The 14,227-nt window shown below is 60.9% G+C and carries 12 protein-coding genes; 2 read left to right on the plus strand and 10 right to left on the minus strand.

Annotated features, from left to right (window positions below):
• Positions 1-7: 7 nt before the first annotated feature.
• The 5 genes from BUB54_RS05800 to BUB54_RS05820 all read right to left on the minus strand — a co-directional run bounded on the left by BUB54_RS05800 (position 8) and on the right by BUB54_RS05820 (position 5,320).
• Positions 8-1,084, minus strand: a complete 1,077-nt coding sequence (locus tag BUB54_RS05800; RefSeq protein WP_048880315.1) for an ABC transporter ATP-binding protein — start codon at positions 1,082-1,084, stop codon at positions 8-10.
• A 9-nt stretch (positions 1,085-1,093) separates the two neighbouring features.
• Positions 1,094-1,915: a carbohydrate ABC transporter permease gene (locus tag BUB54_RS05805; RefSeq protein ID WP_048880314.1), complete on the minus strand. Its 822-nt coding sequence runs from the start codon at positions 1,913-1,915 to the stop codon at positions 1,094-1,096.
• Positions 1,916-1,927: 12 nt separating this feature from the next.
• On the minus strand, positions 1,928-2,821 hold the full coding sequence (locus BUB54_RS05810; protein WP_199444755.1) for a carbohydrate ABC transporter permease: 894 nt from the start codon (positions 2,819-2,821) through the stop codon (positions 1,928-1,930).
• Between the two features lie 61 nt (positions 2,822-2,882).
• Positions 2,883-4,193 carry an ABC transporter substrate-binding protein gene (locus tag BUB54_RS05815; protein ID WP_048880335.1) on the minus strand — a complete coding sequence of 437 codons (1,311 nt, stop codon included), beginning with the start codon at positions 4,191-4,193 and terminating at the stop codon, positions 2,883-2,885.
• Between the two features lie 254 nt (positions 4,194-4,447).
• Complete coding sequence (locus BUB54_RS05820) at positions 4,448-5,320, minus strand: alpha/beta hydrolase (protein WP_199444754.1); 873 nt, start codon at positions 5,318-5,320, stop codon at positions 4,448-4,450.
• 124 nt (positions 5,321-5,444) lie between these two features.
• On the opposite strand from BUB54_RS05820, the gene BUB54_RS05825 reads away from it, so the two are divergent.
• The gene (locus BUB54_RS05825) at positions 5,445-6,002 is read left to right on the plus strand and encodes a hydrolase (RefSeq protein ID WP_048880312.1); all 558 of its coding nucleotides are present in this window, start codon (positions 5,445-5,447) and stop codon (positions 6,000-6,002) included.
• A 7-nt stretch (positions 6,003-6,009) separates the two neighbouring features.
• Here the strand turns inward: BUB54_RS05825 and BUB54_RS05830 are convergent, their stop codons facing one another.
• The 5 genes from BUB54_RS05830 to BUB54_RS05850 all read right to left on the minus strand — a co-directional run bounded on the left by BUB54_RS05830 (position 6,010) and on the right by BUB54_RS05850 (position 13,511).
• Complete coding sequence (locus BUB54_RS05830) at positions 6,010-6,990, minus strand: SMP-30/gluconolactonase/LRE family protein (RefSeq protein WP_306309102.1); 981 nt, start codon at positions 6,988-6,990, stop codon at positions 6,010-6,012.
• A gap of 10 nt (positions 6,991-7,000) precedes the next feature.
• Complete coding sequence (locus BUB54_RS05835; RefSeq protein ID WP_048880310.1) at positions 7,001-8,302, minus strand: MFS transporter; 1,302 nt, start codon at positions 8,300-8,302, stop codon at positions 7,001-7,003.
• Between the two features lie 308 nt (positions 8,303-8,610).
• Positions 8,611-10,428 (minus strand): flavin-containing monooxygenase, encoded by a 1,818-nt coding sequence (locus BUB54_RS05840; protein ID WP_048880309.1) that lies wholly within the window; start codon positions 10,426-10,428, stop codon positions 8,611-8,613.
• A gap of 22 nt (positions 10,429-10,450) precedes the next feature.
• Positions 10,451-11,527 carry a 2,3-butanediol dehydrogenase gene (locus BUB54_RS05845; protein WP_048880308.1) on the minus strand — a complete coding sequence of 359 codons (1,077 nt, stop codon included), beginning with the start codon at positions 11,525-11,527 and terminating at the stop codon, positions 10,451-10,453.
• A 124-nt stretch (positions 11,528-11,651) separates the two neighbouring features.
• Positions 11,652-13,511 (minus strand): sigma-54-dependent Fis family transcriptional regulator, encoded by a 1,860-nt coding sequence (locus BUB54_RS05850; RefSeq protein ID WP_048880307.1) that lies wholly within the window; start codon positions 13,509-13,511, stop codon positions 11,652-11,654.
• A 177-nt stretch (positions 13,512-13,688) separates the two neighbouring features.
• Here BUB54_RS05850 and BUB54_RS05855 point away from each other — a divergent pair.
• Positions 13,689-14,227, plus strand: a 539-nt coding sequence (locus BUB54_RS05855; protein ID WP_073211358.1) for a fumarylacetoacetate hydrolase family protein, incomplete at its 3' end; no start/stop codon positions are given.

Here is a 14,227-nt window from a genome sequence, read left to right on the forward strand (position 1 = left end):
AGCTCCTTTAGCCGCGCGGCAGGGCGATGGCCTGACCGGCCTGGTTAAACAAGGCGGCATGGCCCCGGGGCGCGAAATGCAGGGTTTCACCGAGCTGAACGGTGGAAGCTGACGGTAGCTTGACGGTGAGCGGCTCCGCTCCGCCGATGCTGGCATAGGCGATAGTTTCGTTGCCGAGATGCTCAATGACCTCAACACGCCCGGAGATGGTGCCTTGATCCGTCACGGCGATATGTTCAGGGCGGATGCCGACGGTGACTTTCTCCCCTTGCCCGAGCGCCGTGGGCACGGTGAAGGGGCTGCCGCCTTCCAGGCGCAGGGTGGAGGACTGGCCGTTGCTGCTCTCAACCTCGGCGCCGATGAGGTTCATCTTGGGAGAGCCAATGAAGCCCGCGACGAAGAGATTGGCGGGGTTGTGATACAGCTCCAGCGGCGTGCCCACCTGCTCGATATGACCGGCGTTAAACACTACGATGCGGTCCGCCAGCGTCATCGCCTCGATCTGGTCATGGGTAACGTAGATCATCGTGCTTTGCAGGTCGTTATGCAGCTTGGCGATCTCGATGCGGGTCTGCACGCGCAGGGCGGCGTCGAGGTTGGAGAGTGGTTCGTCGAATAAAAAGGCCTTTGGCTGGCGCACGATGGCGCGACCGATAGCGACACGTTGGCGCTGGCCGCCGGAGAGATTGGCGGGCTTGCGGTCCAGCAGCGCGTCGAGCTGCAGGGTCTTGGCCGCCACCTGCACCCGTGCGTCGCGTTCAGCCTTGGGTACGCCCGCGAGGCGCAGTGCGAAGGCCATGTTGTCCGCCACAGTCATGTGCGGATAGAGCGCGTAGCTCTGGAACACCATTGCGAGGCCGCGCTTGTCGGGCGGGACATCATTGACCCGGACTCCGTCGATCAGCAGGTCGCCGCCGGTGATTTCCTCCAGCCCCGCGATCATGCGCAGGAGCGTGGATTTGCCGCAGCCGGAGGGACCGACAAAGACGACGAATTCACGGTCATTGATGGTTAGATCGATGCCTTTGATGACCTCGATATTGCCATAGGCCTTGCGGAGATTTTTGAGTTCAAGCGTGCACATGGGAAAATCCTATTTCACGGCGCCGAAGGTCAGGCCACGCACAAGCTGGCGTTGAGTCGCCCAGCCGAAGATTAGAATGGGGGCCACGGCCAAAGTGGAAGCAGCTGAAAGTTTGGCCCAGAACAGCCCTTCAGGCGCCGAGAAGGTGGCGATGAAGGCAGTGAGCGGGGCGGCGTTGGTGGCGGTGAGGTTGATGCTCCAGAACGCTTCGTTCCAGGACAGGATGATGGAGAGCAAAGCGGTGGAGGCAATGCCCGGCCCGGCCAGCGGCAGCAGCACGACGCGCAGCTGAGCGAGCGGCCCAGCGCCGTCCATGCGTGAAGCCTCGATGATGTCGCCAGGAATTTCCTTGAAGAAGGTGTAGAGCATCCAGACGATGATCGGCAGGTTGGAGAGCATCATCACCAGGATCAGGCCGGTTTGCGTGTCCAGAAGACCGCTGCGTTGGCAGAGCAGATAAATCGGCATCAGCACGCCCACGGCGGGCATCATTTTGGTGGAGAGCATCCAGAGCATCAGGTCCTTCGTCCAGCGGTTGGGGAAGAAGGCCATTGCGTAGGCGGCGGGGATGCCGATGATGAGACCCAGAATGGTGGCCCCCACCGAGATGACGACGGAGTTGGTCAGCGCGCCTATATAGTCGCCCAGATGAATCACGTGGCCGTAATTCGCCAGGGTCGGGTGAAAGATCAGCAAGGGCGGGGAATGAATCGCGTTGATTTCGGTTTTGAAGGAGGTCAGTACCATCCAGGCGACAGGGAAGAACATCAGCAACGCCGCGCCCCAGCCTAGAATGGCGATGATGAGTTTTTGCAAAGGTGAAGCCCGCATGTTCCGTGTTCCTTACAGATCAACGTTGCGCGCGACGGTGCGGATCAGGAAGAGCGCGACGATATTAGCGAGAATGACCGCCAGAACACCGCCCGCGGATGCGCCGCCGACATTGAAGCTGACCAGGGCCCGCAGATAGATCAGGTAGGTGAGCGTGGTGGTGGCGTTGCCCGGACCGCCGGAGGTGGTCACGAAGATTTCAGCGAAGACGGCCAGCAGATAGATGGTTTCCATCATCATGACGATGGTGAGCGGGCGCGAGAGATGCGGCAGAATGACGTACCGCAGAATTTGCGGGCCGCGCGCGCCGTCCATCTTCGCGGCTTCGACCTGCTGACGATCGAGCGATTGCATGGCGGTGAGCAGAATGAGGGTGGCGAAGGGCACCCACTCCCAGGCGACGATCATCACCACGCCCGCCATGGGGTAGTGGGTGAACCAGTCAACGGGGGTGAAGCCGAGCAGGCGGGCCAGATAGGCGAATACGCCATTCACCGGGTCCATGAGCAGGTTTTTCCAGATCAGCGCGGCGACGGTGGGCATCACGAAGAAGGGCGCAATGACCAGCAGGCGCGCGATGGAGCGGCCTATGAACTCCTGGTCGAACAGCACCGCGAAGGCGACGCCAAGAACCAGTGTGATAATGAGCACGGCGCCGACAAGCACCAGCTCATTGAAAATGGAAATCAGAAAAGCCGGGCTTTCCAGGAGGAACTTGTAATTGCTCCAGCCCGCGAAGCCAGTGATGGTGGGGTCAAGCAGATTATAACGCTGGAAAGAGAACCAGAGCGTCATGGCCAGCGGTACAAAGGCCCAGAGAAGCAGCAAGCCCACGGTGGGGGTCAGCAGCGGCCAAGTGCGCATCAGCTTTTTGCGATGGGTTGGCGTGGTTGTTGGCTTTGTCATGGACTGGTTCATCCTTCCCCAAAAGGGCGGCCGGAAGGATCCGGCCGCCCAATATTGCGGCTTACTTGAGGTAGCCTGCCTGTTGCATGGCAGACGTGGTGCTCTGCTGCGCGGAGTTCAGAGCCGCGCTCACACTGGTGCTGCCGCTCAGCGCGCCGGCGATATCCTGGCCAACCGTGGTGCCGATCTGCTGGAAGGGCGGGATCGTAACAAACTGGATGCCGGTATAGGGCACGGGCTTCAGCGTGGCGTCGTGCGGGTTGGCGCTTTCAAGGGCGGCCAGAACCTGCTTGGCGAAGGGCGCGGCCTTCAGATAGTTCGGGTTCTGATAGGTGGACATGCGAGTGCCCGGAGGTGCCACAACCCAACCCTCTGTGTTGCCGACCAGATCGATATATTTCTGTGACGTGGCCCACGCGATGAATTCCTTGGCGGTCTTCTGGTGCTTGGAACTGGAGGGGATGGCCAGAGACCAGATCCACTGCCAGGCGGCACCCTTATCCGTCACCGCGACAGGCGCCTTGGCGAAGCCGACCTCACCCGCGACCTGGGACTGCTTGGGATCATCCAGCATACCGGCGGCGACGGTGGAATCAATCCAGATGGCACAATGGCCGGTGGCGAACAGGGCCTCGGCTTCGTTAAAGCCGTCGGATGAGGCGCCCGGAGGGCCGTCTTTCTTCATCAGATCGACGTAGAAATTGATTGCGTTTTCCCATGGCTTGGAGGTGAGTTGGGGTTCCCACTTCATGTTGAACCAGCGCCCGCCATAAGTGTTCACCAGCGTGCCGAGGAAGGCCATGTTCTCACCCCAACCCGGCTTGCCGCGCAGGCAGATGCCGTATTGCTGCTTGGATTTGTCGGTAAGCTTGTCTGCGAATTGTTCAATCTGCGCGTAGGTCGGCTGCTCCGGCATGGTCAGGCCGGCTTTTTTGAACAGATCCTTCCGGTACATAGTGAAGGAGCTTTCAGCGTAGAAGGGCGCGGCATACATGGCGCCGTCCACGGTGAGAGCTTGGCGCACCGGCGGTAGTAGGTCGTTATAATCGTAGGAGGCGGGGAAGTCATTCAGCTTCACCAGCCAGCCGCGCTTTGCCCAGATTGGTGTTTCGTAAGCGCCGATGGTGACAATATCAAACTGGCCGCCATGTGTGGCGATGTCCGTGGTGACGCGCTGGCGCAGCACGTTTTCCTGAAGCACAACCCATTTGATATGGTTGCCGGTGTCTTTTTCCCAGGTCTTGCTGAGTTTCTGCATCACCACCATGTCGTTATTATTAACGGTGGCTATGGTAATGGTGGTGGCGAACGCATTGGCGCCGGGCAAGGCAAATAAAGCAGCCGTCAGGGCAGCCTTCAACGTGAAGCGCATGAATGTCTCCTCCAGGAGTTTCGGTTGGTCGTTCTGTTTGGACTTTGGCACCGCCTTCAGGCGGAACCGGTCAGCGCAAGACGGCGCTGGAAAGCTTTGCAGCCATCCGTTTTCAAAACGGATGGCGGATGTGAGCAAACTTGGAGCGTACGCGGAGCTTTTTGTCCCCTCGACTAATTAAATCATTTTGGTTTATTTAATCAGATCGGCAAAGGCTGTCAATCATAATCCTGCGCTGCCAAGGGATGGAAAACTTAGGAAACCGGCGGGGTCTGGTGGATAAAAGTCAGGCTGTTCCGGAGAACTGGGGCCAGAAAGCTGAGCAGGGGCGAGAGCGCGCCCGCCAGCTTGCGGTGGCCGATATAGGGGTAGAACTTCACTTCCACGGAGTCGCCAGCCGCGCGCAGGCGCTGGGCTAGGCGGGTGGTGTTGCCGGGGTCGACGGTTTTGTCCTCTTTTCCGGCGGCCAGAAAGGCGGGGGGGGCGCCGTTGGTGACGAAGTTGATGGGCTGTGTGCGGGCGCGCTCGTCACGCGGGCCGAAGATGATTTTTAGAATAGGGTCGCGCAGCGGCAGAAAATCATACGGCCCGGCCAGGCCGATCCAGCCCGCGATGTTACGCCGTGGGGTGAGGCCGTAAGGGGCCAACCATTGCGGGTCCAGCACCAGCATGGCGGCGATATAAGCACCGGCGGAATGGCCCATGAGAAACAGGCGCGATGGGTCCGCCCCGTAATCCGCCGCGTGGGTGCGGGCCCAGGCCACGGCAGCGGCGGCGTCTTTTAAAAAGCCGGGGAATTTGGTTTGCGGATAGACGCGGTAATCCGGGATGACCGCCACCACACCGCACGCGGCCAAGGCAGCGCCGACAAAGCGGTAGAAGCTCTTGGTGCCGTCCTGCCAGCTGCCGCCGAAAAAGAACACGACGAGCGGGGCGTTATGGGCGTGGGGCGGAGCGTAGATATCTAGCCGTCCGCGTGGGCCAGGCTCGTAATGGATGTTGTGGACGACCTTGAAATTGCCCGGCGCGAGACGGTTGAGTACGGTAACAGGCCGCAGCGCAGCGAACCCCACGCCACCTGCCAGCACCAGGGTAGTGCAAATCAGGAGGATAATTCTTATCTTCATGCCTGCGGCGTAGTCGCGGAGCTCATAGCTGTTGATACGTGCCGGGATGGCGGGTGGATCATCCGACGATGAGCTTGCGGCGGCCGTGCGTTACTGATGAGGCTGGACGTGAAGGAGATGTTGGATGGCCATGCTGGACCCCGCGCACGCTGCGCTTGTTTTGATCGATCTGCAAAACGGTATCACCAGTCTTGATCTGAAGCCTCGCACCGGGTCTGAGATTGTCGCGCGGAGCCTGTCCTTCGCGGCCAACTTCCGTGCGGCGGGCGGGCTTGTGGTGCCGGTGCATGTTGGCTGGCACGAGGATTTTGGCGACGCCCCTCGCCAAAGCGTTGACCAGCCGCTCTCCCGCGGGGGAGTGTTGCCGCCGGACTGGATGACATTTGCCCCCGGCCTGGTGCAGCCTGGTGATGTCACCATCACGAAACGTCAATGGGGCGCTTTCACCGGTACGGAGCTGGATTTGCAGTTGCGCCGGCGTGGGCGTGGGACGATTATTCTAGGAGGGGTTGCGACGAATTTCGGCGTGGAATCCACCGCCCGCCATGCCTGGGAACTAGGGTATCAGCTTATTATCGCGGAGGATCTCTGTTCATCGCTGGACGCGGCCGCGCATGAGTTTGCGTGCACAAGGATTTTTCCGCGCATTGGGCAAGTGCGTCAGAGCGCGGATATTCTTTGAATCATTGTCAGGCGATGCCGCGCGTGTTCAGGTAAAGCGAGTATAGGCCGTGCCCGCAGGCCATGAACAGGCGGTTCATGGCCCGCCCGCCAAAGCACAGATTGGCGCAGCGTTCCGGCAGGGCGATGCGGCCAATGGCCGTTCCTTCTGGGTTAAAGATCATGACCCCGTCAAGCTCCGGGCGGCCCATGCCCCAGCCGGCCCAGATATTGCCGTGAATGTCGCACCTTATGCCATCTGGCGTGCCGGGCCCGGCATCCACCAGGATGCGGCTATTGTGCAGCGTGCCGGAGTCTGAAACATCAATGGCGCGGATTGTGCGGTTGGGAACACCTCGTGATTCCACCACATAGAGTTTCGATTCGTCCGGTGAGAAGCAGAGCCCGTTGGGGCCGAGAATGTCATCGGCCATTATCCGTGTTTCACCCGTCTGGCCGTCTACGCGATATAAGGCGGCGGGCAAAGTGGGGGTGGTTTGGCGGCCCTCATAGTCCGAGGCGATGCCGAAGGGCGGATCGGTAAACCAGATGCTGCCGTCGGATTTGACGATGACATCGTTGGGCGAGTTGAGCGGGCGGCCGTTGAACTGGTCGATGATGATGGTGACGCGGCCATCATATTCCGTGCGGGTGACGCGGCGTGTTTCGTGCTCGCAACTCACCAGCCGCCCGGCGCGGTCGCGCGTATTGCCGTTAGCTTTGTTGGAGGGGTAGCGGAACAGTGAGATGGTTTCGGCTTCTTCATCGTACCGGAGCAGGCGGTTGTTCGGGATATCGCTCCAGATGAGGCAGCGCTGGTCGCCAAACCAGACCGGGCCTTCACCCCAGCGGGTGCCCAGCGCCAGCCGTTCAACCCCGGCATTCATCAGGCACAGGGCCTTGAAGCTGGATTCCAGCGCGATGATCGACGGGTCCGGGTAGGCGGCGCTGAGGGGCACGGTTTCCGTGTTGAGATTGTGCATGTTCGACAAGGCGGAGACGTTTTGCATGATGAGGCTGTTACCGGTCTGAGTTCGCGGGCCGTCCGGCGATGTATTCAACCGGAAGTGCCTGTGACTGATTACGGACGAAAACCGCCACGGCGCAAGCGCCAACCACCGCCACGAGGCTCGCGATTAGAAAAGCCATGTTATAGCCGCCCCAATATTGGATGATGAAGCCGGTGAGGCCGGGGCCGATAATGCCCGCGACGTTAGAAAGCAGGTGAACAAACCCGCTGACCGCGCCGACACGTTGGGCGGGCACGAGATCTTGGATCGCGGCCCAGCAGGCTAGCGGGGTCATGCCCTCCAGGAACAGCACGAAGGCCATCAGCCCCACGGCCTCGAACGTGGTTTTGGCGTACATTAGCAGAATCAGGCTCAAGGCGACAGGCAGCAGTGTGGCGATGATAATGATCTTGCGCCCGAAGATGGCGCCGCGCGTGGCTTTGACCAGACGGTCGGAAATCAACCCGCCAAGAATACAGCCGAGCAGCCCCGCCAGCCAGGGAATCACGGTGACGAAGCTCATGGTTTTGATGTTCAGCCCGCGTGCGCTGACCAGATAGCTCGGCATCCAGGACAGCAGGAAATATTGTGTGTAATTGGCGGCAAAAAAGGCCAGTGCAATCGCCAGGATGGTGGCGGAGAGCAGGTAAGTCCGCAGGGGGGTGGCCTCATGCCCATGAGAGAGTGCGGCGGTGCGGCCGTTTTCGATATAGGCGGTTTCCTGCGCGTGGACGAAGCGGCTTTGGGCGGGTTTGTCGTGAATGAAGAGGCTCCAGCCCACCAGCCAGACGAAACCGAGAATCATGGTGGCGATAAAGGCGACGCGCCAGCCATAAGACAGCGCCACAAGCCCGATGATAGGGCCCGAGATGGCTGCGCCGAACAGATTGCCGCCCGAAGTGGCGACGCCGACCATGAAACCGGCTTCGTTCTGCGGAAACCAGTTGCGGACGGTTTTGTTGGAAACGCTGCCCATGGGGCCTTCGCCAAAGCCGAAGAAGATGCGGAACAGCATCAACTGCCAGAAGCCTGTGGCAATCGCTGTCAGTCCGCTGAACAATGACCAGACGCCCATGCCCAGCGCATAGATGCGCTTGGGGCCGTAATGGTCTGACAGATAGCCGCCAATGAAGTTGAACGCCGCGTAGCCAAGGAAAAAGATGCTAAAAATAAGCCCAAGCTGGGAAATGCTGAGATGCAGGTCATGCCGGACCAGAGGGGCGACAATGGCGAGCGCGGAGCGGTCCAGATAATTCAAAGTGCTGGCGGCAAACAAAAAGCCACCAACCACCCAGCGATATTTTCCCTTCATCTTTCCTCCAGATCTTTACGGCGGATGCCGGGTTGTTTTGCGGTACGCCGGGGGATGGGTAAATGTGCTGCGCAGTCTTCCGGGGAATGGAAGCTCTACGTTTTATCTGGACATTTATGCTCCCCAGGGATCAACTTGGTTATGGGAATCTCCTATGCCGCGCCTTTGGCGGGTGTCAACAAAAAGAAAATTAAAATAACAAATTTATGGTATTAAAGTTTACTTGTCAGATGAGTAGGGCGAAAAAAACAGCGCCCCAGGGGAAAAAGGGCGCTGCGTCAAGTTGAAGGTAAAAGAAAGGGTGGCTGTCAGCGCAGATGATGCGATTCTTGCAGCCCGTAAACAGGGGTTGAAAGCCCCTCCATCCGCGCCTTGAGTTGCAGGGCGAGGTAGAGAGAGTAATGGCGGGATTGGTGCAGATTGCCGCCATGGAACCAGAGATTTTCCTGCTGGGTGGGCTTCCACATATTGCGTTGCTCACCTTCCCAGGGGCCGGGATCTTTGGGGGTGTCGGAGCCAAGACCCCAGACTTTGCCCACCTTGTCCGCGACCTCCTGGCTAATGAGATCCGCCGCCCAGCCATTCATGGAGCCATAGCCGGTGGCATAGACGATGAGATCCGCGGGCAGCTCCGAACCGTCCACGAATTTAACACCGGTCTCGGTGATCTCCTCGATCTCAACGCCGCTTTTCAGCTTGATGCCACCATTGATCACTAGCTCGCAGGCGCCGACATCGATGTAATAGCCAGAGCCGCGGCGCAGATATTTCAGGAACAGTCCGGACCCGTCGGATCCGAAATCCAGCATGAACCCGGCTTTCTCCAGCGCGGCGTAGAAATCCGCGTCGCGTTCCTTGATCTTGTCGTAAATCGGGATCTGGAATTCGTGCATGATCCGGTAGGGCAGGGAGGCGAAGATCATGTCCGCCTTGCGCGTGGTGACGCCATTCGCCACGGCACGTTCGGAATAAAGATCTCCGAGCCCGACCTCCATCAGCGAGTCCGAACGCACGATATGGGTGGAGGAACGCTGCACCATCGTCACGTCGGCATCCACTTCCCACAAGGCTGCGCAAATATCGTGCGCGGAATTGTTGGAGCCGATCACGACAACTTTCTTGCCCGCATATGCGTCGGGCCCAGGATGCTGGGAGCTGTGCTGCTGCTCGCCCTTGAAACGCTCCATGCCCTTGAAGCCGGGGATGTTCGCCTTGCCGGACATGCCGGTGGCGAGAACAAGCTGGGTGGGGCAGAGTTCGATTTCCTGCCCGTCGCGGTCCACCGTGACGCGCCAGGTTTTGGTGTCCTCGTCAAACGCGGCATGTTTGGCGACGGTCTTGGTCCAGTAATTGATCTCCATGACCTTGGTGTAGAATTCCAGCCAGTCGCCGATTTTGTCCTTAGGCGCGAAGACCGGCCAGTTCTTTGGGAAATCAATATAAGGCAGGTGGTCGTACCAGACCGGGTCGTGCAAGCAGAGGGACTTGTAGCGCTTGCGCCATTGGTCGCCGGGGTTGTCGTGCTTGTCGATGACAATGTGCGGCACGCCCAGCTGGCGTAACCTGGCGCCGAGTGCGATGCCGCCCTGGCCGCCGCCGATAATCAGCACGTAAGGCTGGGTGGTGAAGCCGAGCGTGCTGGCTTCGTCCTCGCGCTTTTCCTTCCAGGTCCGGCGGTTCCGAGAAATGCCGTGCTCCGCTCCCATGGGGCGGCGGGTGCCGGTTGGTTCCTCAAAACCTTTCAGTTCGGTTAGGGTGGTGAGCAGCGTCCAGGCCTCGCCATTACGCAGGCGTAAATGGCCTTCGCCACGGCCGATGCCGGTTTCCAGGCTCAGCCAGGCTTCCACCACATCGCCGCTTTGGGTTGGCTCCTCCGCCAGTGTCAGGGACACGCGGCCCAGATGCGGCAAGGTGTCGCGCAGCATGTCGTGCACGCCGTTCTGGTTTTCAACGGTTTTGATGTTCCAGGTAAAAGCGAGGAGGTCGCGCCAGAAGCTGGTGGTGGCAAAGAGCCGCGCGGCGGTGTCCACATCATAGGCCGCGACGGCTTTATTGAAGGCAGAGAGCCAGGACTCCACCGTTTCACGCGGTGGGGCGGCTTTGCTCTCGATGGTCATGTCATTCATGTCCGTTCCCCTGGTTTTGGTTTTAGCTGTTCAGATCGATGAGAATTTTAAGATGCTTGCCGGACGGGTCGAGCAGCGCATCAAAGCCCTGTTTTACGGCGTCCTGTAGCTTGATACGTGCGGTGACAACCTTGGAGGCGGGCAGCGCGCCGGAGGCGATGAGCCGGATCACGCGGGGCCAATAATGCGTTGGGTAGGCCCAGGCGCCGCGCAGATCGACATCCTTGAATGTCACCTGGAACCAGTCCAACGGGTTTTCACGCGGGTGTAGACCTGTTTGCACCACCACGCCCTGCTTGCGGACGGCATCCAGGCAGGCTTTCAGCGCGTGCTCATTGCCCACACATTCCAGCGCCACGTCGCAGCCCACATTGCCTTCGGTCGCGGCGCGGATGGCCTCGCCGACATTGTCGCGTGTGGGGTTAAGGGTGGTCAGGTCAGGCAGTACGGATTTGGCGAAGGCGAGGCGGGAATCATTGATGTCGGACAGGAAAAGCGGTCCGGCCCCGGCGGCGCGGGCGGCTAGCAAGGTGAGCATGCCGATGGGCCCGGCGCCGGTTACGAGCACGGAATTGCCCGCCCGCACCCCGCCACGGTCGCATGAATAAACCGCGACGGCAGTGGGTTCCACGAGGGCGGCTTCCTCGTCGCTGAGGCTGTCTGGGATTTTCTGGACATTATAGTCATAGACCGTCGCAGCCTCGGCCATGCCGCCCCAGGCCCAGCTTAACCCGGCCAGGGCCAGTTGCGGGCTGAGATGGAACAGCCCACGTTCAGCGAAATAATCTCCCGCGCGGGGCATGATCAGCGGCTGGATGGAGACGCGGTCGCCGGGTTTGACGTTGGTGACACCCTCACCGATGGCCTCTACCACACCGCCAAATTCATGTCCCAGAATCTGCGGCCCGTGCGCGCCAGTGTAAGGATGCGGGGCGGTGGGGATGAAGATGGGGCCGTAAGCATATTCATGGAGGTCCGTGCCGCAGATGCCGACGAAGCGGTTGCGGACCAGAACCTGGCCGGGCGGCGGGTTGCTGGGCGGGGCGGCGATGTCTTCCACACGCAGGTCGCGCGCGGCATGAAAACGTAGGGTTCGCAAGCTGTTCCTCCTTGCTTTTTTCGTTGCATGGGGAACAAAGCAACTGGCGTGCCAGAGTTAGGTTTTTGAAAAGGCTAGAGAGTTTGAAAAGCCGAGCGCCACACTGTGGCGCGGCCTGTGGCGTTTAGCCGTGGCGCTTCAGGTGCAGGCGGCGCATCCGGCGGTGGACGGTGGTGCGGTCCACCCCCAGCCGCCGGGCCAGCGCGGAGACATTGCCTTGGCATTGCGCCAGAGCCGCGCGCAGTTGGGCGGCCTCTGAATCCGGGTCGCCGCCAGAGAATGTTTCCGGCAGATCGGACAAAGTGATCTCATCGTCCTCGCACAAGGCTGAGGCGGCGGCGAGGCAATGGTCCAACTCCCGCAGATTGCCCGGCCAATGATGTGCCCGCAGCGCCGCCCAGGCCGCCGGGGTCAGCCGCCGCTGAGTGGGGCTATGGCGGGCCAGAAGCCGCTCCACCAGCCAGTCGAAATCTGCCCGTTCGCGCAAGGGCGGCAAAGTGAGGGTGGCAGCGTGCAGGCGGTAATAAAGGTCCTCACGGAACCGCCCTTCCGCCACCAGGGCAGCAAGGTCACGGTGCGAGGCGGAGATAACCCGTATCTGCACCGGCAGGGGATTGTTGCCGCCCAAAGGTTGCACCTCCTGCTCTGCCAGCACGCGCAGCAGGCGGGTTTGCAGAATCAGCGGCATGTCGCCGATTTCGTCCAGAAACAGCGTGCCGCCATTGGCGGCTTCCACCAGCCCCTTACGGCCCTTGGGCGCGGCCCCGGTAAAGGCGCCTGGCACGTGTCCGAACAGCTCAGCTTCGGCCAGTGTTTCGGGAATGGCGGCGCAATTCATGGCCACGAACTGGCCTTTTAACCCGCTGGCGGCGTGTAGGGCGCGGGCCATCACCTCTTTGCCGGTACCGGTTTCGCCGTGAATGCAGACGGGCAGGGTGGTGCGGGCAAAGCGCGCAGCTTTTTCGAGTAACTGGTTGATTTCAGGCGTTTGGCCGATCTCGCGCAGAGCCGGGGGCAGTGGCGCGCTGGGTGGGCGTGCGCGGGAGCGCGGCGGTGGCTCAATGGCGTGGGCAAAGAGCATCCGCCCATCCCGCGCACGCAGCACGCGCTCGTGAGTGGGGCGGCCGCGCGTGAGATTGGGCAAGCCATCCACCTCCAGATTAAGGAACTGCGAGACCTTTTGGCCGAGCAGCATCTCCGGCTGGCGCCAGTCCAGCCCCGCCGCTTGAGCTAGCATCCGCGCGGCGGCGTTGGTCATGCCCACGATGCGGCCTGAATGGTCGATGGCGATGGCGCCTTCCGGGTCCACGTCCAGAAATTCGGGCGAGAGGGCGAAGCGCAGTACCCATTGGCGGCTGGTTTGGGCCATCAGATTTGCCAGCTCAATCCGCCGGGTGGTGGTTGTGACCAAATGCCGCGCGAGACTCTGGCTGATTTTCTCGCGCGGGGAGGACAGCAAGGAGATATCCAGCACGGCGGAGAGCGCGCCAGTGGTGTCATAAATTGGCGCAGCTGTGCAGGAGAGCGGCGTGTGCGTCATGTCGAAATGGTCGGTTTGGTGGATGGTCAGGGCCTCACCGGTGGCGATGCAGGCCCCCACTGCGCAGGTGCCCGCACGGGCCTCCGCCCAGTCTGCGCCCAGATACAATCCGGCTTTGCGCAGGTCCCGCTCATGACGCGGGTCGCCGAAATATTCCACCGCGATGCCCTGGCGGTTGGTGAGCAGCAGTACATAATTCTGGCCGGAGACATGGCCGAAAAGCCGCTCCAGCCCGGAGCGGGCGATGTTGATAAGTTCCTCGGATTGCTGGCGATGTTCCTTCAGGCGCCCTTCCGGCAGGATCACCGCCTCGCAATTCACCGCCGGGTCGAGATGGTATTCATCCAGGCAGCGCCGCCAGGACTGGATGACGTAGGGATCCCGCCCGGATGTACCGCCGCGCCAGGCGGTTTCAATTTCACGCACATGTTCGGCCGTGCTCATATTTCGTTTCCCCCTGCCGCCGGATGGTACCGGTGGCGGATTTTAGTTTTGACGGAGTGTGGGGGCAGGGGGCACGGAACGCAAGTTTTTCGAATACGGCAGCTCTGTTGTCGTATGCCCGGCGCTGCGGCAGAATTACCTGCCGCAGCGCCGGGCGGGTTTTAATGGGATATGAAGATGCCTGATTTCGTATTCGCGCCGCCGCCACCCGTGACCGTGCCGGTTACCGATGGTCGCCTGTTTCCCGTACGTCGAATCTTCTGTGTAGGCCGCAATTACGCCGCCCATGCGCGTGAGATGGGTAATGACCCGACCCGCGAGCCGCCTTTCTTCTTCACTAAACCCGCGGATGCGTTGGTGCCCGCCGGGCAGGACACGCCTTATCCCAGCCAGACGAAAAACCTGCATCATGAGATCGAGCTTGTGGTCGCCATCGGTACGGGAGGTCAGGAGATCAGCCCAGCACAGGCGTTGTCCCATGTATTCGGCTATTCCATCGGCATCGATCTGACCCGGCGGGATTTGCAGGATGAAGCCAAGGGGCTCCGCCGCCCGTGGGATTTAAGCAAGGGGTTCGACGCATCCGCCCCCATTGGCGCCATTGCCCCGGCCAGTGCGGTTGGCCACCCGGCCGCCGGGCGCATTGCGCTTAGCGTGAACGGGCAGATCCGGCAGGAAGGGGATCTCGCGGACCAGATCTGGCCGGTGCCGGATAT

This window comes from Acidocella aminolytica 101 = DSM 11237 (assembly GCF_900129125.1).
GTDB classification, from domain to species: Bacteria; Pseudomonadota; Alphaproteobacteria; order Acetobacterales; family Acetobacteraceae; genus Acidocella; species Acidocella aminolytica.

What these genes read in the sequence shown, in the direction of transcription:
- BUB54_RS05810 (WP_199444755.1), bottom strand. Translation starts at nt 2,821, where the DNA reads ATGACAAAGCCAACAACCACGCCAACCCATCGCAAAAAGCTGATGCGC.
- BUB54_RS05820 (WP_199444754.1), bottom strand. Translation starts at nt 5,320, where the DNA reads ATGAAGATAAGAATTATCCTCCTGATTTGCACTACCCTGGTGCTGGCA.
- BUB54_RS05830 (WP_306309102.1), bottom strand. Translation starts at nt 6,990, where the DNA reads ATGCAAAACGTCTCCGCCTTGTCGAACATGCACAATCTCAACACGGAA.
- BUB54_RS05850 (WP_048880307.1), bottom strand. Translation starts at nt 13,511, where the DNA reads ATGAGCACGGCCGAACATGTGCGTGAAATTGAAACCGCCTGGCGCGGC.
- BUB54_RS05800 (WP_048880315.1), bottom strand. Translation starts at nt 1,084, where the DNA reads ATGTGCACGCTTGAACTCAAAAATCTCCGCAAGGCCTATGGCAATATC.
- BUB54_RS05840 (WP_048880309.1), bottom strand. Translation starts at nt 10,428, where the DNA reads ATGAATGACATGACCATCGAGAGCAAAGCCGCCCCACCGCGTGAAACG.
- BUB54_RS05825 (WP_048880312.1), top strand. Translation starts at nt 5,445, where the DNA reads ATGGCCATGCTGGACCCCGCGCACGCTGCGCTTGTTTTGATCGATCTG.
- BUB54_RS05835 (WP_048880310.1), bottom strand. Translation starts at nt 8,302, where the DNA reads ATGAAGGGAAAATATCGCTGGGTGGTTGGTGGCTTTTTGTTTGCCGCC.
- BUB54_RS05815 (WP_048880335.1), bottom strand. Translation starts at nt 4,193, where the DNA reads ATGCGCTTCACGTTGAAGGCTGCCCTGACGGCTGCTTTATTTGCCTTG.
- BUB54_RS05805 (WP_048880314.1), bottom strand. Translation starts at nt 1,915, where the DNA reads ATGCGGGCTTCACCTTTGCAAAAACTCATCATCGCCATTCTAGGCTGG.